This window comes from Pseudomonas sp. S5F11 (genome assembly GCF_019641515.1).
GTDB classification, from domain to species: Bacteria; Pseudomonadota; Gammaproteobacteria; order Pseudomonadales; family Pseudomonadaceae; genus Aquipseudomonas; species Aquipseudomonas rhodesiae.
Map to the genome: position 1 here is coordinate 4,651,360 of NZ_JAIFJZ010000001.1, position 16,845 is coordinate 4,668,204.

The window sequence follows — 16,845 nt, forward strand, 5'->3', positions numbered from 1 at the left end:
TCATGAAGATTGCATTTATCGGTTTGGGCAACATGGGCGCGCCCATGGCCCGCAACTTGATCAAGGCCGGCCACGCGCTGAACCTGTTTGACCTCAACCAGACTGTGCTCAAGGAACTCGCCGAATTGGGCGGTACCATCAGCGACTCGCCACGCCATGCGGCCCAGGGCGCGGAGCTGGTGATTACCATGCTGCCCGCCGCCGCCCATGTGCGCAGCGTGTGGCTGAATGACGATGGCGTACTCGCCGGTATCGGTAGCGGCGTGCCGGCGGTGGATTGCAGCACCATCGACCCGCAGACTGCTCGCGACGTGGCCGCAGCGGCAGCCAAACACGGCGTGGCGATGGCCGACGCGCCCGTCTCCGGCGGCACCGGCGGCGCCCAGGCGGGTACGCTGACCTTTATGGTCGGTGCCACCCCGGAACTGTTCGCTACCCTGCAACCGGTGCTGGGGCAAATGGGCCGCAACATCGTGCATTGCGGTGAAGTAGGTACTGGTCAGATCGCCAAGATCTGCAACAACCTGTTGCTGGGCATCAGCATGGTGGGCGTCAGCGAAGCCATGGCTTTGGGCGATGCGCTGGGGATCGACACCCAGGTGCTTGCGGGCATTATCAACAGCTCCACCGGGCGCTGCTGGAGTTCCGACACTTACAACCCGTGGCCAGGCGTGATCGAAACTGCCCCGGCGTCTCGCGGCTATACCGGCGGTTTCGGCGCGGACCTGATGCTCAAGGACTTGGGTTTGGCCACCGAAGCTGCCCGCCAGGCCAAGCAACCGGTGATTCTGGGCGCTGTGGCCCAACAGTTGTATCAATCCATGAGCCAGCGCGGGGAGGGCGGCAAGGACTTCTCGGCGATTGTTAACAGCTATCGCAAGCCTAAGTAGATCCTACGCAAAGGAAACTGCGTGGTGAGCAGGACCAGCCCGCTCACCACCAGCCTGCTCAAGCCCCCATAAGCGGGGTGATTACTCAGGCGAACACAAAATACTTACGCACCGTCTCGACCACTTCCCACGTCCCCTTCATCCCTGGCTCCACCACAAAGATATCCCCAGCCCGCAAGTGAATTGGCTCCATCCCCTCAGGCGTGATCACGCAGTAGCCTTCTTGGAAGTGGCAGTACTCCCACTTCACGTATTCCACATACCACTTGCCTGGGGTGCAGATCCAAGTGCCCATGATCTTGCTGCCGTCTTCGCTGGTGTAGGCGTTAAGGTTGACGGTGTGCGGGTCGCCTTCGAGCTTCTCCCATTTGCAGGCATCCAGGACCGGCAAGGGATGGGTGTCGCGCAGTACGGTAATGGGCTTGGACATGATGACTCCGAGGCAAGGGAACGAGAGTCGAACCCTATAGCGTCGCCAGCACCCTCAGTGGTCTGAACTCGACATCGGGATGTCCAGAAGCGCAGATGAATAGGGGGTTATTGGCACGGCGAGGTCAGTGTGGGAGGGGCTTGCCCTCGATGGCGGCGTCACAACGGGCACCTGGATCAACTGGCCCACTTAACCGGGGGCAAGCCCCCCTCCCACATCAGGCGACATATTCGAGCGTGAATAAGCCTTTTTCTCGCAGTAAGTGCGAAAGAACTCCCCTCTTACGCCAGAATTTGCAAGAAAATTCACAGCAGGCCCTCGTATCATTCACCCCAGTAACGACCGAGAGCCTTGAGCATGAACCCAATAAAAACGTGGTGGGACATCAGCCCGCCCTTGAGCGCGGCCACGCCCACCTGGCCGGGCGATACGCCGTTTCAGGAAGAACGCGTATGGCAGTTCGGCCCGGAGTGTCCGGTGAATGTCGGGCGCGTGACCTTGTCGCCGCATACCGGCGCCCATGTGGATGCACCGCTGCACTACAGCGCCGACGGCGCGCCGATTGGCGAGGTGTCGCTGGATGTGTACATGGGCCCTTGCCGAGTGCTGCATTGCCTGGACAGTGGCGCGCTGGTGCAGCCTCATCAGCTCGACGGTCGTGTGGATAACTTGCCCGAGCGCGTATTGCTGCGTACTTATCCACAAGCGCCGCTGACCGAGTGGGATGAGAATTTCACCGCCATCGCCCCGCAAACCATCGAGCGGCTTGCCAGCCTGGGGGTGCGGCTGATCGGTATCGACACCCCGTCCCTGGACCCGCAACAGTCCAAGACCATGGACTCTCACAACGCCGTGGCCCGGCATGGCATGGCGATTCTCGAAGGCATCGTGCTCGACGACGTGCCGGAGGGCGACTACGAGCTGATCGCCTTGCCGCTGCGCTTTGCCCACCTCGACGCCAGCCCGGTCCGCGCAATCCTGCGCCCGCTCAAGGAGCCCACGCGATGAGCCAATGTCCCTTTTCTGCCGACTACCAAGCCCCGGAAGAATGGCATAACGCCGAGCTGAATTTTTCCGAGTCCATGAGCTACGGCGACTACCTGGACCTGGGCAAAGTGCTCAGCGCCCAGCACCCGCTGTCGCCGGACCACAACGAAATGCTGTTTATCATCCAGCACCAGACCTCCGAGCTGTGGATGAAGCTGATGCTCCATGAACTCAAGGCCGCCCGCGAACACGTGCGCCTGGGCGAGTTGCCGCCGGCGTTCAAGATGCTGGCGCGGGTGTCGCGAATCTTCGACCAACTGGTGCATGCCTGGGCCGTGCTGGCGACCATGACACCTTCGGAATACAAGGCCATTCGCCCGTTCCTGGGGCAGTCGTCGGGGTTCCAGTCGTTTCAGTACCGTGAGATCGAATTTATTCTCGGCAACAAGAGCCCAGCGTTGTTGCGACCCCATGCCCATCGACCGGAATTGTTGCAGCAACTGCAAGTGGCGATTGCCACGCCGTCGCTGTATGACGAGGCGATCAATTTGATGGTCAAGGCCGGTTTGGCGATTGACCCGCAACGCGCCGAACGCGACCCAACGGCCGCGACCGTACACGATGACTCGGTGGAGGCGGCATGGCGCGAGGTGTATCGCGATCCGAGCCGTTACTGGGACCTGTACCAGTTGGCCGAAAAGTTTATCGACCTGGAGGACTCGTTCCGCCAGTGGCGCTTCCGCCATGTGACCACGGTGGAGCGCATCATCGGCTTCCAACCGGGCACCGGGGGAACCGAAGGCGTGGGTTACCTGCGCAAGATGCTCGACACGGTGTTGTTCCCCGAGCTGTGGCGAGTGCGTTCCACGCTGTAAACAAATATGGGAGGGGGCTAGCCCCCTCCCATATGGCTATCACTGCGCAGCGGCGACCGCTTTCGCCTTACTCATTCGCAACCGGTAGGCCACATAGATCACCCCCACCCACACCGGCATCGCAAACACCGACTCGCGAATCCCCGGAATGGCCAGCATCACGCTGACGATCATCAGCATGAACGCCAGGCACAGGTAGTTGCTGAACGGGAACCAGAAGGTCTTGAACGACGGCTCCACGCCTTGTTGGCCCATGGCCTTGCGGAACTTGATATGGGTAATGCTGATCAGCGCCCAGTTGATCATCAACGAGGCAACCACCAGGGCGAACAGCAACTCCAGCGCGCTCTGCGGCGCGACGTAGTTGACCACCACGCACAGCATCGTCACCAGCGCCGAGATCGCCAGGGCTCGCAGCGGCACGCCTTGCTTGTTGAGCTTCATCAGCGCTTTGGGCGCATCGCCTTGCTCGGCCAGGCCGAACAACATGCGGCTGTTGCAGTACACGCCGCTGTTGTACACCGACAGCGCCGCGGTCAGGACCACGAAGTTGAGGATGTGCGCAGCGGTGTCGTTACCGATCAGCGAGAAGATCTGCACGAACGGGCTGCCGCTGTAGGCGTCGCCCGACGCGCCGAGGGTTTGCAGCAATTGGTCCCATGGATACAGCGACAGCAGCACGGTCAGCGCACCCACGTAGAAAATCAAGATGCGGTACACCACCTGATTGATCGCCTTGGGGATCACCTTGCGCGGTTCGCTGGCCTCGGCGGCGGTGATGCCCACCAGCTCCAGGCCACCGAAGGAGAACATGATGAACGCCATGGACATCAACAGCCCCATGCCGCCATTGGGGAAGAACCCGCCGTGGCTCCACAGATTGTCGATTGATGCCTGGGGGCCGCCGCTGCCGCTGAACAGCAAGTAGCAGCCGAGCACGATCATGCCGACAATCGCCACCACCTTGATGATCGCGAACCAGAACTCGGCCTCACCGAAGAACTTCACGTTCAGCGTATTGATCAAGTTCACCGCGACGAAGAACACCAACGCACTGACCCAGGTCGGAATCTCCGGCCACCAGAACTGGATGTATTTGCCCACCGCCGTCAGTTCGGCCATGCCCACCAGCACATACAGCACCCAGTAGTTCCAGCCCGCCAGGAAACCCGCGTAACCGCCCCAGTATTTGTGCGCGAAGTGGCTGAAAGAGCCGGCCACCGGCTCTTCGACGATCATTTCGCCGAGCTGGCGCATGATCAGAAAGGCGATGAAACCGGCGATCGCGTAGCCGAGGATCATCGACGGCCCGGCAGACTTGAGCACCCCGGCCGAGCCGAGGAACAACCCCGTACCGATGGCGCCGCCCAAAGCGATCAGCTGAATATGCCGGTTCTTCAAGCCACGCTTGAGGCCCACCGGGTTAACCATGTCATCCGCCATTAACGTTCCCTTCTACTTGTTTTTCTTAAGGGGGAGTGCAGGCCGCATCAGCCCCTCAGAAGTGCTGGGGTCAGATATTACTCTGCGTGAACTGTTCGTAATACAGCTGAACGCCATCAAGTGCCTGATCCAACAGCCATTGTTGGGCGGATTCCACCATTGTTGAGGTCGCCGTGCTTGCCGGGTCAACTCCCTCTCACATTTGAATGGGGGCGTGGCTGACTATTTACGCACGACCAGATCCAACACCTCATCCCTATCCTTGATTTTCTGCAGCACGATCTCCGAGCGAATATCCGTCACCCCTGCCGTGCGGTTCAGGTGGTTCACGATAAAGTCCGAAAAATGCTTGAGGTTGCGCGCCTGTACCCGCAGCACATAGTTGCTGGCGCCGGTGATCACATAGGCGCTGGCCACTTCCGGCCAGCCTTGCACTTTCTTGATGAACGTCTCGTGCCAATCCTCCACGTCCTGGCGCAAAGACAGGTGAACGATGGCCTCCAATTCGATCCCCAGTTGCTCGGCATTCAGCACCGCCCGGTAGCCGCTGATCACGCCTTCGCTCTCCAGCAGGCGTAAGCGGCGCAGGCAGGCTGAGGGCGACAGGGCGACTTTTTCCGCCAGTTCCTGGTTGCTGATACGGCCATCCTGTTGCAGGAAATGCAGGAGGCGCAAGTCGGTGGGGTCGAGAATCATGCTTAGAATAATTCCGCGTATTTAGAGGTTTAATTCGAATTTCCTACAGCTTAATTAGCTTGTTGCCCACCACTTTGCACGAAAATTCTCTAAAGCTTCGTTAATAATTTGGCTCATCTTCTCTTATAAAAACCAGGATCGCCCATGCCCCTTCGAAGCCATTGCCAAACCCTTGATGCCCAGGACCCATTGGCGCCTTTGCGTGAGCAGTTCGCTCTGCCCCACGGCATGATCTATCTGGATGGCAACTCCCTGGGCGCCCGCCCCGTGGCATCGCTGGCACGGGCGCAACAGGTGATTGCCCAGGAGTGGGGCGACGGTTTGATCCGCAGTTGGAACAGCGCGGGCTGGGCGGACCTGTCCCTGCGCCTGGGCGACCGGTTGGCCCCGCTGATCGGCGCACGCGATGGCGAAGTGGCGATCACCGATACCACCTCGATCAACCTGTTCAAAGTGCTCAGTGCCGCGTTGAGTGTGCAGCGCCAGCGGGCGCCGGCGCGCAAGGTGATCGTCAGCGAGGCCGGCAACTTTCCCACCGACCTGTACATCGCCGAAGGCCTGGCCGAGTTGCTGCAACAGGGTTATTCGCTGCGCTTGGTGAACAGCCCCGACGAGCTGACCCAGGCCATCGACGCCGACGTGGCCGTGGTAATGCTCACCCACGTCAACTACAAGACCGGCTACCTATACGACATGCAGGGCGTGACCACCCTGAGCCACGAGTGCGGTGCGCTGACGATCTGGGACCTGGCGCACTCGGCGGGCGCGGTGCCGGTGGACCTGCATCGGGCCGGCGCCGATTACGCGATTGGCTGCACCTACAAATACCTCAACGGTGGCCCCGGTTCCCAGGCGTTCGTGTGGGTCAACCCGGCGCTGGTGGACCTGGTGCGCCAGCCGTTGTCGGGCTGGTTCGGGCATACGCGGCAGTTCGCTATGGAGTCCAGCTATGCGCCGAGCGCCGGCATCGCTCGTTACCTGTGCGGCACCCAGCCGATCACGTCGCTGGCGATGGTGGAATGCGGTCTGGAGATTTTTGAACAGACCGACATGGCCAGCCTGCGCCGCAAATCCCTGGCGTTGACCGATCTGTTTATCGACTTGGTGGAGGCTCGCTGCGCGGCCCATCACCTTATGCTGATTACCCCGCGTGAACACGCCCGGCGTGGCAGCCATGTGAGCTTCGAGCATCCTGAAGGCTACGCGGTGATCCAGGCCCTGATCGCCCGAGGCGTGATCGGCGATTACCGCGAACCGCGCATCATGCGTTTTGGGTTTACCCCGTTGTACACAAGCTTCACCGAAGTCTTCGATGCCGTGGAAGTCCCCGGTGAGATTCTCGATAACCGCACCTGGGACCAGCCGCAATTCAAGGTCCGCCACAGTGTCACCTGAAATGTGTGAGGGCGCTGGTTCCCGATAGGTCGGTTAGCCCATCTGTCACTGACGTACCGTCTTCGGGGGCAAGCCCTCTCCCACAGGGGATCTGGCCAGCGCATCGAACAAGGCTTTAGCGTAACCCGGCAGTTGTTCGAACGAGCGCGCGCATAACAGCAGTCGCCGACAGGCCCAGTCCTCGCGCAGGGGCTGGGCTTTAAAGTGATGCTCCCCCGGCCAGCGGTCCAACGCGGCCTGGGGCACGATCCCCAGGCCGGCGCCGCGGGCGACCATGCGCATCACCCCGTCAAAGCTCTCGGCGCGGATGCGCGCGTGCAGGCGGAAGCCGGCGTGCAGCGCCTGTTCTTCCAGGTACACCGCCAGCGCACTGTGGGCGGCCAGGCCGACGAAATCGTGTTGCAGGCTGTCGACAAAACTGACCGGGCCTGACGCCAACGTATGCTCCGTCGGCATGATCAGCACCAGTGGGTCGTCGCGAAAGGGCAGGGTCTGCAAGCCGTGGGTGTCGACGGCGTCGGAGATAATCCCCAAATCGGCAGTGCCCTGGCGTAACGCCTGGGTGATGCGCAGGCTGGGCAGCTCCTGCACATCGATATCCAGGTTGGGATGTTCGCGCAGTACATCCGCCAGCAGTTCAGGCAGGTATTCACTCAGTGCGGTGGTATTGCAGAGCAAGCGCACCTGGCCCTTGACGCCGTTGGCGTAGGCGGCCAGGTCCTGTCGCAAGTGATCGGCCTGTTGCAATAACAGCCGCGCGTGGCGAGCCAGGGCTTTGCCGGCGGGCGTTGGGCTGACGCCGCGGCGACCGCGTTGCAGCAGCTCGATGCCCAGCGACGCTTCCATGGCCCGGATGCGCGCGCTGGCGGCGGCCAGGGATAAATGGCTGCGGGATGCGCCAGCGGTGATATTGCCGGCGTCCAGGGTGTGCAGGTAGAGACGCAGGTCGATCAGGTCAAAGTGCATGACTGGTTTCTCGGGTGGCTCAGCGGGCCTAATCGGGGGCAAGCCCCCTCCCACATTGGAGTTTCGAGGGGCGCTAAGCCTCAAGCTAAACAAGAGGCTGGCTCAGTATATGGCGAATTTTCGAGCCCATCGGAAAACGTCACTATTGACCAATGACGACTTTCCTTACGTTTTACCAAAATATCGGCCTGGCCTTGTCTTTGCTGGTGATCGGCACCTTTATGCTGGCGGGTACCGTCAAAGGGGTGATCGGCCTGGGCTTGCCCACCGTGGCCATGGGCCTGCTCGGCCTGGCTATGTTACCGGCGCAGGCTGCGGCGTTGCTGATCATTCCTTCAACCGTTACCAACCTCTGGCAATTGGCGTTCGGCGGCCATCTGAGTGCTCTGTTCAAGCGCTTGTGGCCGATGCTGCTGCTGATTTTTCTCGGCACCGGGCTCGGTACTGCGTGGCTGGGCATGGACGGCGGCGGCTGGATGGTGCACGCCTTGGGCGCAGCGTTGCTGATGTATGCATTGAGCGGGTTGTTCTTGCCCACATTCAACGTCGGCTCGGCGACGGAACGCTGGCTGGGCCCGTTATGCGGATTGCTCACCGGCATCGTTACCGCCGCCACCGGAGTGTTTGTGATCCCCGCCGTGCCGTATCTGCAGGCGCTGGGGTTACAGCGCGATCAACTGGTGCAGGCGTTGGGGCTGTCGTTCAGCGTGTCTACCCTGGCTTTGGCTGCCGGGCTGGCCTGGCGCGGCGGGCTGGGCGGCGCCGAACTGAATGCCTCGCTGCTGGCGCTGGTGCCGGCGTTGTTGGGCATGTGGCTGGGTCAGTGGGTACGCCAGCGCATCAGTGCCGTGGTGTTCAAACGGGTATTTTTTGTTGGTATGGCTTTTTTGGGCGGGCATCTGCTGATCAGCGGTTAACAATGGCTGCGTATTCGTGCCTTTAGGTCAAATGTATTTTGCCGGTTTGTGGCTTATTCAAGGGGAGCCAGATGGATAGTCTGCGTCCAGACCTTTCAACCTTCTGGAATCTCCCATGAAAAAAGTCCTATTGCTCAACGGCGGTAAACAATTCGCCCACTCCGATGGCCGCTACAACGCCACCCTGCATGACACCGCAGCGGCGGTGCTGGACCGTGCCGGTATCGACGTCAAGGTCACCCATATCGACGCCGGCTATGACGTGGCCGAAGAGGTCGCCAAGTTCCTATGGGCCGACGTGATCATCTATCAGATGCCCGGTTGGTGGATGGGCGCGCCATGGATCGTCAAGAAGTACATCGACGAAGTCTTCACCGAAGGCCACGGCAGCCTGTATGCCAGCGATGGTCGCACCCGTTCCGATGCGTCGCAGAAATACGGCAGCGGCGGCCTGATCCAGGGCAAGCAGTACCTGTTGTCGCTGACCTGGAACGCACCGCAGCAAGCCTTCGACGACCCCAGCGATTTTTTCGAAGCCAAGGGCGTGGACGCGGTGTACTTCCCATTCCACAAGGCCAATCAGTTCCTTGGCATGACCGGCCTGCCGACTTTCCTCTGCGTGGACGTGATGAAACGTCCAGCCATCGAGGCGGATGTGGCGCGCTATGAGCAGCATCTGGCGCAGGTGTTCAACCTCTCGGTGTAAGCTGCCCCTCAAGATGAGAGAGGAGCGCCCGTGAAAGCCCGGTCCGATGAACTACAGATCTTTGTCAGCGTGATCGAGTGCGGTTCGATTTCCGCGGCGGCGGAGCAGGCCGGGCAGACGCCGTCGGCGGTCAGCCGTACCTTGTCGCGCCTGGAAGCCAAGCTCGACACCACGCTGATCAACCGCACCACGCGACGCATGGACCTGACCGAAGAGGGCAAATACTTCTTCGAACAGGCCAAGGTGATTCTGGCGCAGATGGATGAGCTGGAAGAACGCTTGTCCTCGCGCCAGCAAACACCGGCCGGACGCTTGCGCATCAACGCGGCGGTGCCATTCATGCTGCACGGGATCATTCCGTACATCGCCGAATTCCGCCGCCTGTACCCGCAGATCCAGCTGGAGCTCAACAGCGATGACCTGATCATCGACCTGCTGGAACAGAGCACCGACATTGCGATTCGCATCGGTGCATTGGCCGATTCGAGCCTGCATGCGCGTTCCTTGGGCTGCACGCCGTTGCATATCCTCGCCAGCCCCGACTATTTGGAACGCCACGGCACCCCGCGCACGGTCGCTGAACTGGCGAGCCACACCTTGCTGGGCTTCACCCAGACCGAAACCCTCAACCACTGGCCGTTGCGCCACGCGGCAGGCGACCGCTGGTTGATTCAGCCGAGCATCGCCGCCTCCAGTGGCGAGACCCTGCGTCACCTGGCATTGGAGGGGCAGGGCATTGCGTGCCTGTCGAACTTCATGACCTTCGACGATATCGACGCCGGGCGCCTGGTGCCGCTGCTGGAAACGTTCTACAGCGGCTACCGCCAACCGATCCACGCGGTGTTCTATCGCAACTCCCAGTTGGCGCTGCGCATCCAGTGCTTCCTGGACTTTATCCAGGCCAAGCTGGCGCGGTATGCCTGCTGATTCGACTCCCACAGTCATGGGGGAGGGGGCTTGCCCCCGATGAGCCCCACTCGGCCTTCAAGACTAGCCCCACCCCGCTCAATTCCGTACCATTCCCGGCCTTATTCCCCGCAATACCTTGGTACTTCATGAACCTCACCCGTCTGCGCGCCGATACCCTGGCCGGCCTCACCACGTCCTTTGCGTTGCTTCCCGAGTGCATCGCCTTCGCTCTGGTCGCTCACCTCAACCCGCTGATGGGCCTGTACGGCGCTTTTATCATCTGCACCCTCACGGCGCTGTTCGGCGGGCGGCCGGGGATGGTGTCGGGGGCGGCCGGTTCGATGGCCGTGGTGATCGTCGCGCTGGTGGTGCAGCACGGCGTGGAATATTTGCTCGCCACCGTGCTGCTGGGCGGGCTGATCATGGTTGCCTTCGGCCTGTTGCGCCTGGGCAAACTGGTGCGCATGGTGCCGCACCCGGTGATGCTGGGGTTCGTCAACGGCCTGGCGATCATCATTGCCTTGGCGCAGTTGGAACACTTCAAGAACGGTGAAGCCTGGCTCAGCGGTACGCCGTTGTATGTGATGACCGGCCTGGTGCTGGTGACCATGGCGATTGTCTATATGTTGCCGCGCATCACCCGCGCAGTGCCGCCGGCGCTGGTGGCGATCCTCGGCGTGGGCCTGGCGGTGTACCTGCTGGGTTTGCCGACGCGCACCCTGGGCGACATGGCCCACATCGCCGGCGGCTTGCCGAGCTTTGCGCTGCCGCAGGTTCCCTGGACCCTGGAAACCCTGGGCATCATCGCGCCCTACGCGTTCCTGATGGCCATGGTCGGTCTGCTGGAAACCCTGCTGACCCTCAACCTCACCGACGAAATCACCGAAACCCGTGGCTACCCCGACCGCGAAAGCGTGGCCCTGGGCGCGGCGAATATGGTCTCGGGTCTGTTCGGCGGCATGGGCGGTTGCGCGATGATCGGGCAAACCGTGATCAACCTCAGCTCCGGCGGGCGCGGGCGTTTTTCCGGGGTGTTTGCCGGGGTGATGATTCTGTTGTTCATTCTGTTTCTGTCACCGCTGATCGAGCGGATCCCGTTGGCGGCGCTGGTGGGGGTGATGTTCGTGGTGTCGCAGCAGACCTTCGCCTGGGCGTCGCTGCGGGTAATCAATAAAGTGCCGCTCAACGATGTACTGGTGATTATCGCGGTGACGGTGATCACCGTGTTCACCGACCTGGCCACCGCCGTACTGTGCGGGATCGTGATTGCGGCGCTGAATTTCGCCTGGCAACAGGCCCGCGAGTTGTATGCCGATGAACACCTGGAAGCCGACGGCAGCAAGCTCTATCGCCTGCACGGCACCTTGTTCTTCGCCTCGACCACGCCGTTTCTGAACCAATTCGACCCGGCCAACGACCCGGCCCAAGTGACGCTGGATTGTCGCCACCTGAGCTTCGTCGATTATTCCGCGATTGCCGCGTTGATGACCTTGCGCGAGCGCTACAGCAAGGCCGGCAAGCACCTGCGGGTGCTGCATTTGTCCGAGCGCTGCAAGAAACTGCTCAAGCGCGCGCGGGTGCATCATGACTGACCTTCGACTCTGATCGAGGGGTTATGGCCCGACCAGGTCTTCGAGTTCCTGGGCGCGGGTCTGGGTCATGTCCAGCACGCAGCCGGAGCCGTTGACCCGATCGATGGAACCACCGGTTGCCGAACCGGCGAAGGCGCAATTAGCGTCGCGATACTTTATCCACAGGCGCTGCACGTCCTGCAGTTGCTGTTTACGCGGGCCTTCTTGGGCGGCGAGGGCGGTTTTGTAGGCGCGGTTCAGGCGCTCGTCCTGAACCTTGGCCTCTTTGGTGTTGCAAGTGACCATGTCGAGCGTGGTGTTGGCGCTGTCCATGCATTTTTCCAGCGCCGCGTTATCGGCAGCCGATGCGTGGCCGCACAAAGCCAGAAGCACGGCGCCGGTGGCGAGAGAGCTACGAATCATCATCGATTTTCCTGGGCATGAGTGGATGCGCATTCTAAGACCCAGCGGCGCGGTTTGAGTTTCCGGCAGCGTCCGATCCTCATGTAAGAACACCCCCCTGATTTTCATCCGATGGCGCCGGGCATGCCCGATGGCGACAGCGCTTATCCGTGGGCGAAAGTTACTTTCATGCAGTTTGAAAATGCCGTGCGGAAATGATTTATGACTTTCACAACCAATTCGACGTGACCCTTTCCGAGGAGTACCGCATGGCCGCATCACCGGGCTTCGGGCTGTTGGCATACGCTGCCATCGCCATCATTGCTTTGATCGTGCTGATTGCACGTTACCGACTCAACCCGTTCATCGTTATCACTCTGGTGTCCATCGGCCTAGCGCTGATGGCCGGGATGCCGGCGGATACCATCATGGGGTCCTATGAAGCGGGCGTCGGCAAAACCCTGGGGCACATCGCCCTAGTGGTGGCACTGGGCACCATGCTTGGCAAGATGATGGCCGAGTCCGGCGGCGCCGAGCAGGTGGCGCGCACGTTGATCCATCGTTTCGGCGAGCGCAACGCGCATTGGGCCATGGTGTGTATCGCGTTCCTGGTGGGGCTGCCGCTGTTTTTCGAGGTGGGCTTTGTGTTGTTGGTGCCCATCGCCTTTACCGTGGCGCGGCGCGTGGGGGTGTCGATCCTGATGGTGGGTTTGCCGATGGTGGCTGGGTTGTCGGTGGTGCACGCGCTGGTGCCGCCGCACCCGGCGGCGATGATGGCGGTGCTGGCGTACAACGCGTCGGTGGGGCAGACCGTGCTGTATGCGATTCTGATCGGCATTCCGACGGCGATCATTGCCGGTCCCGTCTACGCCAAGTACATCGTCCCGCGTATCCACCTGCCAGCGGAAAACCCGTTGGAGCGCCAGTTTATCGAGCGCGAACCGCGTAGCCGTCTCCCGAGTTTTACCCTGACCATGGCCACCATCCTATTGCCGGTGGTACTGATGATGATCGGCGGTTGGGCCAACGTGATTTCCACGCCGGGCACGGGGTTCAACCAGTTCCTGTTGTTTATCGGTAACTCGGTGATCGCGCTGCTGGTGGCGACCCTGGTGAGTTTCTGGACCCTGGGCCTGGCTCAAGGCTTCAATCGCGAGTCGATCCTCAAATTCACCAACGAATGCCTGGCACCGACCGCCAGCATCACGCTGCTGGTGGGGGCGGGTGGCGGTTTGAATCGCATTCTGGTGGATGCCGGCGTGACCAACGAGATTCTTGGCCTGGCCCATGCCTTCCATCTGTCGCCGCTGGTGATGGGCTGGTTGTTCGCCGCATTGATGCGCATCGCCACCGGCTCGGCGACGGTGGCCATGACCACTGCCTCCGGTGTAGTGGCGCCGGTGGCCCTGGGCCTGGGTTATCCACACCCGGAATTATTGGTGCTGGCCACCGGCGCCGGTTCGGTGATCTTTTCCCACGTCAATGACGGCGGCTTCTGGCTGATCAAGGAATACTTCAATATGACGGTGATCCAGACCTTCAAGACCTGGACCGTGCTGGAGACCCTGATTTCGGTGGTTGCCTTCGGTCTGACCTATGGTCTGTCCTGCCTGCTGTAATTCGGAGACGCCATGGACATCCTCTACCAGATCCGCGCCCGCCAGGCGTCCTTCAGCGCCGGCGAAGGGCGCATCGCCCGGCTGATGCTGGAAGACGTGGGGTTTGCTGCGTCGGCCAGCCTGGAAGCGTTGTCCCAACGGGCGGAGGTCAGCACCGCCACCTTGTCGCGCTTTGCCCGCAGTGTGGGGTGTCGCGACCTGCGTGATCTGCGCCTGCAATTGGCTCAGGCCAGCGGCGTCGGCAGTCGCTTCCTGGACCCGGCGGGCACGCCGGAGCAATCGGCGTTTCACCGGCAGATCCTGGGGGATATCGAAACCACTCTGCGTCAGCACCTGTCGGGCTTCGATCAGGCAGGTTTCGCTGATGCCGTCAGCCTGTTGAGCCGGGCGCGCATGGTGCACGCGTTTGGCATGGGCGGGCCGTCGAGCCTGTGCAGCGACGAGTTGCAAGTACGCCTGGTGCGCCTGGGTTTTCCGATTGCGGCCTGTCATGACCCGGTGATGATGCGCGTCACCGCCGCCACGCTGGGCCCGCAGCATGTATTGATCGTCTGCTCGCTGACCGGCCTGACGCCCGAGTTGCTCGATGTGGTGGCACTGGCCCGCAACTACGACGCACGCGTTATCGCCATCACCCTCGCCGACTCTCCTTTGGCGCGCCTGGCCGACGTCGTGCTGCCGCTGCAACCGGCCGAAACCAGTTTTATCTACAAACCCACGGCGGCGCGCTACGGCATGCTGTTGGCCATTGACCTGCTCGCCACCGAGCTGGCGCTGGCCATGCCAGACGATAACCAGGAGCGCTTGCGCCGCATCAAGCTGGCCCTGGACGACTACCGCGGCGGCCCCGATGCCTTACCGCTTGGAGATTGAAATGAAGTACGACACGTTGATCCGCCAGGCGCTGATTATCGATGGCAGCAACACCCCGGGATATGTCGCCGATGTAGGACTGTTGGCCGGGCGCATCGAATCGATCGGTGACCTGTCGGCTGCCGTGGCCGAGCATCACATCGAGGCTGCCGGCCGCGTGCTGGCACCAGGGTTTATCGACGTGCACACCCATGACGACACTGTGGTGATCCGCCAACCGCAGATGCTGCCCAAACTCAGCCAGGGCGTGACCACGGTGATCGTCGGTAATTGTGGCATCAGCGCCGCGCCGGTCAGCCTGCGCGGCGATCCGCCGGACCCGATGAATCTGCTGGGTCGGCGCGACGCCTTTGCCTACCCGCGCTTTGCCGACTATCGCCAGGCGGTGGAAAACGCCCACCCGGCGGTTAACGTCGCGGCGCTGATCGGCCACACGGCGCTGCGCAGCAACCATTTGGATGACCTGTACCGCACGGCCAGCCCGGCGGAAATCGCGGCCATGCGCGCGCAGTTGAAGGAAAGCCTTGAGGCGGGCGCTCTGGGTTTGTCCACCGGTCTGGCCTACGCCAGCGCGTTCAACGCCGAGACCGATGAGGTGCTGCAATTGAGCGAAGAACTCACCGCCTTCGGCGCGGTGTACACCACTCATTTGCGCAGCGAATTCGAACCGGTGCTGGAGGCCATGGACGAGGCGTTCCTGATCGGTCGGCATGCCCAGGCGCCGGTGATCATTTCCCACCTCAAATGTGCCGGCGCGGGTAACTGGGGGCGTAGTCCGCAGTTGCTGGCGTCCTTGGAACACGCCGCGAAAACCCATCCGGTGGGCTGCGATTGCTACCCCTACGCCGCCAGTTCCTCGACCCTGGACCTCAAGCAAGTCACCGATGCTTTCCCCATCACCATCACCTGGTCGACGCCGCACCCGTCCATGGGCGGGCGCGACTTGCAGGACATTGCCGCCGAGTGGGGCGTTTCGCTGCTCGACGCAGCACGTCGCCTGCAACCGGCGGGGGCGGTGTACTACGGCATGGACGAGACAGATGTGCGGCGCATCCTCGCGCATCCGTTGTCGATGGTGGGCTCTGACGGTTTGCCGGAAGACCCGTTCCCCCATCCGCGCCTGTGGGGTGCGTTCCCACGAGTGCTCGGGCACTTCAGCCGGGATGTGGGGCTGTTCCCACTGCATACGGCGGTTCACAAAATGACGGGCTTGTCGGCGGCGCGGTTTGGTTTGTCGGAGCGCGGGCAAATTCGTGAAGGGCACTGGGCAGATCTGGTGTTGTTCGATCCTCTGCGGGTGCGCGACGTGGCCGATTTCAAAGCGCCGCAGCGGGCGGCAGAAGGCATCGAAGGGGTGTGGGTCAATGGCGTTTTGAGCTACCACGATGGGCAGGCCAACGGTCAACGACCGGGTCGCTTCCTGGCGCGCAGCGGGGATTTGCGCGGTGGCTTTTCGTCTTTATAGTGGGCGCCTTCATACACGGAGCGAGCGCCATGCACTTAGGAAAAGTCACCCCCATCCTGCGGATTTTCGACGAGGCCAAGGCCTTGGAATTCTACGTCGACTTCCTGGGTTTCAAGGTGGATTGGCAGCACCGTTTCGAGGCCAATTATCCGTTGTACCTGCAAGTGTCACTGGGCGAGTGTGTGCTGCATTTGTCCGAGCACCATGGCGATGCCTCGCCTGGCGCCGCTGTGCGTATCCAGGCACAAGGCGTGGACGGTTATCAGCAGCAATTGTTGGCCAAGGATTATTGCTACGCTAAGCCGCAGGTCGAGGAAACGCCATGGGGCTCGCGGGAGATGAGCATCAAGGACCCGTTCGGCAATCGGCTGGTGTTTGTGGAGGAGAGCGAGGGCTGAGCGGTAAATCGCAGGCAATAAAAAACCGTCTTGGTTAAGACGGTTTTTTTGCAATCCCAGTTAGTGGCTGGAATTACTAGCTCACTGAAAGCGCTGACCCACTTTGCGGATATTAATGCCGACTATCCTTTCGTGCAAGGCTCGATCATGCTCGGCCTTCTTTGTTGATCTACAAAAAATGGCGGCAAAACTTTGCAATGAATCGGTTAGTTTTTGCTGCCGTTTTTTCGTCACCTGTCACACCTTCGGTCAGGATGTTAGTTAGTATTACCCCCGTTCCAAATATGTCGTTTCGTAGGTGGC

At 61.4% G+C, this 16,845-nt stretch carries 17 protein-coding genes; 12 read left to right on the plus strand and 5 right to left on the minus strand.

Going from position 1 to position 16,845, the window contains the following annotated elements:
• Positions 1 to 2 precede the first annotated feature (2 nt).
• On the plus strand, positions 3 to 890 hold the full coding sequence (mmsB, locus tag K1567_RS20960; protein ID WP_034100586.1) for a 3-hydroxyisobutyrate dehydrogenase: 888 nt from the start codon (positions 3 to 5) through the stop codon (positions 888 to 890).
• 85 nt (positions 891 to 975) lie between these two features.
• On the opposite strand, the gene K1567_RS20965 is transcribed toward mmsB, so the two are convergent.
• Complete coding sequence (locus K1567_RS20965; RefSeq protein WP_003230905.1) at positions 976 to 1,320, minus strand: cupin domain-containing protein; 345 nt, start codon at positions 1,318 to 1,320, stop codon at positions 976 to 978.
• 357 nt (positions 1,321 to 1,677) lie between these two features.
• Here K1567_RS20965 and kynB point away from each other — a divergent pair, with 357 nt between their 5' ends.
• Both kynB and kynA read left to right on the plus strand, forming a co-directional pair.
• Positions 1,678 to 2,328, plus strand: a complete 651-nt coding sequence (gene kynB, locus K1567_RS20970) for an arylformamidase (protein ID WP_040269444.1) — start codon at positions 1,678 to 1,680, stop codon at positions 2,326 to 2,328.
• Positions 2,325 to 3,182 carry a tryptophan 2,3-dioxygenase gene (kynA, locus tag K1567_RS20975; RefSeq protein WP_034100581.1) on the plus strand — a complete coding sequence of 286 codons (858 nt, stop codon included), beginning with the start codon at positions 2,325 to 2,327 and terminating at the stop codon, positions 3,180 to 3,182. The genes kynB and kynA overlap by 4 nt, the downstream gene beginning before the upstream one ends.
• A 39-nt stretch (positions 3,183 to 3,221) precedes the next feature.
• Here the strand turns inward: kynA and K1567_RS20980 are convergent, their stop codons facing one another.
• Positions 3,222 to 4,625: an amino acid permease gene (locus K1567_RS20980; RefSeq protein WP_034100579.1), complete on the minus strand. Its 1,404-nt coding sequence runs from the start codon at positions 4,623 to 4,625 to the stop codon at positions 3,222 to 3,224.
• Positions 4,626 to 4,847: 222 nt separating this feature from the next.
• Complete coding sequence (locus tag K1567_RS20985) at positions 4,848 to 5,321, minus strand: Lrp/AsnC family transcriptional regulator (protein WP_034100577.1); 474 nt, start codon at positions 5,319 to 5,321, stop codon at positions 4,848 to 4,850.
• Between the two features lie 144 nt (positions 5,322 to 5,465).
• On the opposite strand from K1567_RS20985, the gene kynU reads away from it, so the two are divergent.
• Positions 5,466 to 6,716, plus strand: a complete 1,251-nt coding sequence (kynU, locus tag K1567_RS20990) for a kynureninase (protein WP_220698832.1) — start codon at positions 5,466 to 5,468, stop codon at positions 6,714 to 6,716.
• A gap of 45 nt (positions 6,717 to 6,761) precedes the next feature.
• Here the strand turns inward: kynU and K1567_RS20995 are convergent, their stop codons facing one another.
• Positions 6,762 to 7,682: a LysR family transcriptional regulator gene (locus K1567_RS20995; RefSeq protein ID WP_220698833.1), complete on the minus strand. Its 921-nt coding sequence runs from the start codon at positions 7,680 to 7,682 to the stop codon at positions 6,762 to 6,764.
• A gap of 152 nt (positions 7,683 to 7,834) precedes the next feature.
• Between K1567_RS20995 and K1567_RS21000 the strand changes: the two genes are divergently transcribed.
• The 4 genes from K1567_RS21000 to K1567_RS21015 all read left to right on the plus strand — a co-directional run bounded on the left by K1567_RS21000 (position 7,835) and on the right by K1567_RS21015 (position 11,806).
• Positions 7,835 to 8,599 carry a sulfite exporter TauE/SafE family protein gene (locus K1567_RS21000; RefSeq protein WP_034100572.1) on the plus strand — a complete coding sequence of 255 codons (765 nt, stop codon included), beginning with the start codon at positions 7,835 to 7,837 and terminating at the stop codon, positions 8,597 to 8,599.
• Positions 8,600 to 8,714: 115 nt separating this feature from the next.
• Complete coding sequence (locus K1567_RS21005) at positions 8,715 to 9,305, plus strand: NAD(P)H-dependent oxidoreductase (RefSeq protein WP_220698834.1); 591 nt, start codon at positions 8,715 to 8,717, stop codon at positions 9,303 to 9,305.
• A 30-nt stretch (positions 9,306 to 9,335) separates the two neighbouring features.
• On the plus strand, positions 9,336 to 10,232 hold the full coding sequence (locus K1567_RS21010) for a LysR family transcriptional regulator (RefSeq protein WP_034100570.1): 897 nt from the start codon (positions 9,336 to 9,338) through the stop codon (positions 10,230 to 10,232).
• A gap of 128 nt (positions 10,233 to 10,360) precedes the next feature.
• A complete protein-coding gene (locus K1567_RS21015) occupies positions 10,361 to 11,806 on the plus strand; it encodes a SulP family inorganic anion transporter (RefSeq protein ID WP_034115076.1) in 1,446 nt (481 codons plus the stop codon).
• Positions 11,807 to 11,827: 21 nt separating this feature from the next.
• Here K1567_RS21015 and K1567_RS21020 read toward each other — a convergent pair whose 3' ends face one another.
• A complete protein-coding gene (locus K1567_RS21020) occupies positions 11,828 to 12,208 on the minus strand; it encodes a lysozyme inhibitor LprI family protein (RefSeq protein WP_169868795.1) in 381 nt (126 codons plus the stop codon).
• Between the two features lie 248 nt (positions 12,209 to 12,456).
• On the opposite strand from K1567_RS21020, the gene K1567_RS21025 reads away from it, so the two are divergent.
• The 4 genes from K1567_RS21025 to K1567_RS21040 are packed head-to-tail and all read left to right on the plus strand — an operon-like array spanning position 12,457 to position 16,542.
• Positions 12,457 to 13,806, plus strand: a complete 1,350-nt coding sequence (locus tag K1567_RS21025; RefSeq protein ID WP_236238723.1) for a gluconate:H+ symporter — start codon at positions 12,457 to 12,459, stop codon at positions 13,804 to 13,806.
• A gap of 12 nt (positions 13,807 to 13,818) precedes the next feature.
• On the plus strand, positions 13,819 to 14,679 hold the full coding sequence (locus K1567_RS21030; protein WP_034100567.1) for a MurR/RpiR family transcriptional regulator: 861 nt from the start codon (positions 13,819 to 13,821) through the stop codon (positions 14,677 to 14,679).
• A 1-nt stretch (position 14,680) separates the two neighbouring features.
• Positions 14,681 to 16,144, plus strand: a complete 1,464-nt coding sequence (locus K1567_RS21035) for an amidohydrolase family protein (protein WP_169868794.1) — start codon at positions 14,681 to 14,683, stop codon at positions 16,142 to 16,144.
• 29 nt (positions 16,145 to 16,173) lie between these two features.
• Entirely contained in the window at positions 16,174 to 16,542 is a 369-nt protein-coding gene (locus tag K1567_RS21040; RefSeq protein WP_034115072.1) for a glyoxalase superfamily protein, read from the plus strand.
• The last annotated feature ends 303 nt before the right edge of the window (positions 16,543 to 16,845 follow it).

Coding starts and splice junctions, on each gene's coding strand:
- mmsB (WP_034100586.1), top strand. CDS start 3: ATGAAGATTGCATTTATCGGTTTGGGCAACATGGGCGCGCCCATGGCC.
- K1567_RS20965 (WP_003230905.1), bottom strand. CDS start 1,320: ATGTCCAAGCCCATTACCGTACTGCGCGACACCCATCCCTTGCCGGTC.
- kynB (WP_040269444.1), top strand. CDS start 1,678: ATGAACCCAATAAAAACGTGGTGGGACATCAGCCCGCCCTTGAGCGCG.
- kynA (WP_034100581.1), top strand. CDS start 2,325: ATGAGCCAATGTCCCTTTTCTGCCGACTACCAAGCCCCGGAAGAATGG.
- K1567_RS20980 (WP_034100579.1), bottom strand. CDS start 4,625: ATGGCGGATGACATGGTTAACCCGGTGGGCCTCAAGCGTGGCTTGAAG.
- K1567_RS20985 (WP_034100577.1), bottom strand. CDS start 5,321: ATGATTCTCGACCCCACCGACTTGCGCCTCCTGCATTTCCTGCAACAG.
- kynU (WP_220698832.1), top strand. CDS start 5,466: ATGCCCCTTCGAAGCCATTGCCAAACCCTTGATGCCCAGGACCCATTG.
- K1567_RS20995 (WP_220698833.1), bottom strand. CDS start 7,682: ATGCACTTTGACCTGATCGACCTGCGTCTCTACCTGCACACCCTGGAC.
- K1567_RS21000 (WP_034100572.1), top strand. CDS start 7,835: ATGACGACTTTCCTTACGTTTTACCAAAATATCGGCCTGGCCTTGTCT.
- K1567_RS21005 (WP_220698834.1), top strand. CDS start 8,715: ATGAAAAAAGTCCTATTGCTCAACGGCGGTAAACAATTCGCCCACTCC.
- K1567_RS21015 (WP_034115076.1), top strand. CDS start 10,361: ATGAACCTCACCCGTCTGCGCGCCGATACCCTGGCCGGCCTCACCACG.
- K1567_RS21020 (WP_169868795.1), bottom strand. CDS start 12,208: ATGATTCGTAGCTCTCTCGCCACCGGCGCCGTGCTTCTGGCTTTGTGC.
- K1567_RS21025 (WP_236238723.1), top strand. CDS start 12,457: ATGGCCGCATCACCGGGCTTCGGGCTGTTGGCATACGCTGCCATCGCC.
- K1567_RS21030 (WP_034100567.1), top strand. CDS start 13,819: ATGGACATCCTCTACCAGATCCGCGCCCGCCAGGCGTCCTTCAGCGCC.
- K1567_RS21035 (WP_169868794.1), top strand. CDS start 14,681: ATGAAGTACGACACGTTGATCCGCCAGGCGCTGATTATCGATGGCAGC.
- K1567_RS21040 (WP_034115072.1), top strand. CDS start 16,174: ATGCACTTAGGAAAAGTCACCCCCATCCTGCGGATTTTCGACGAGGCC.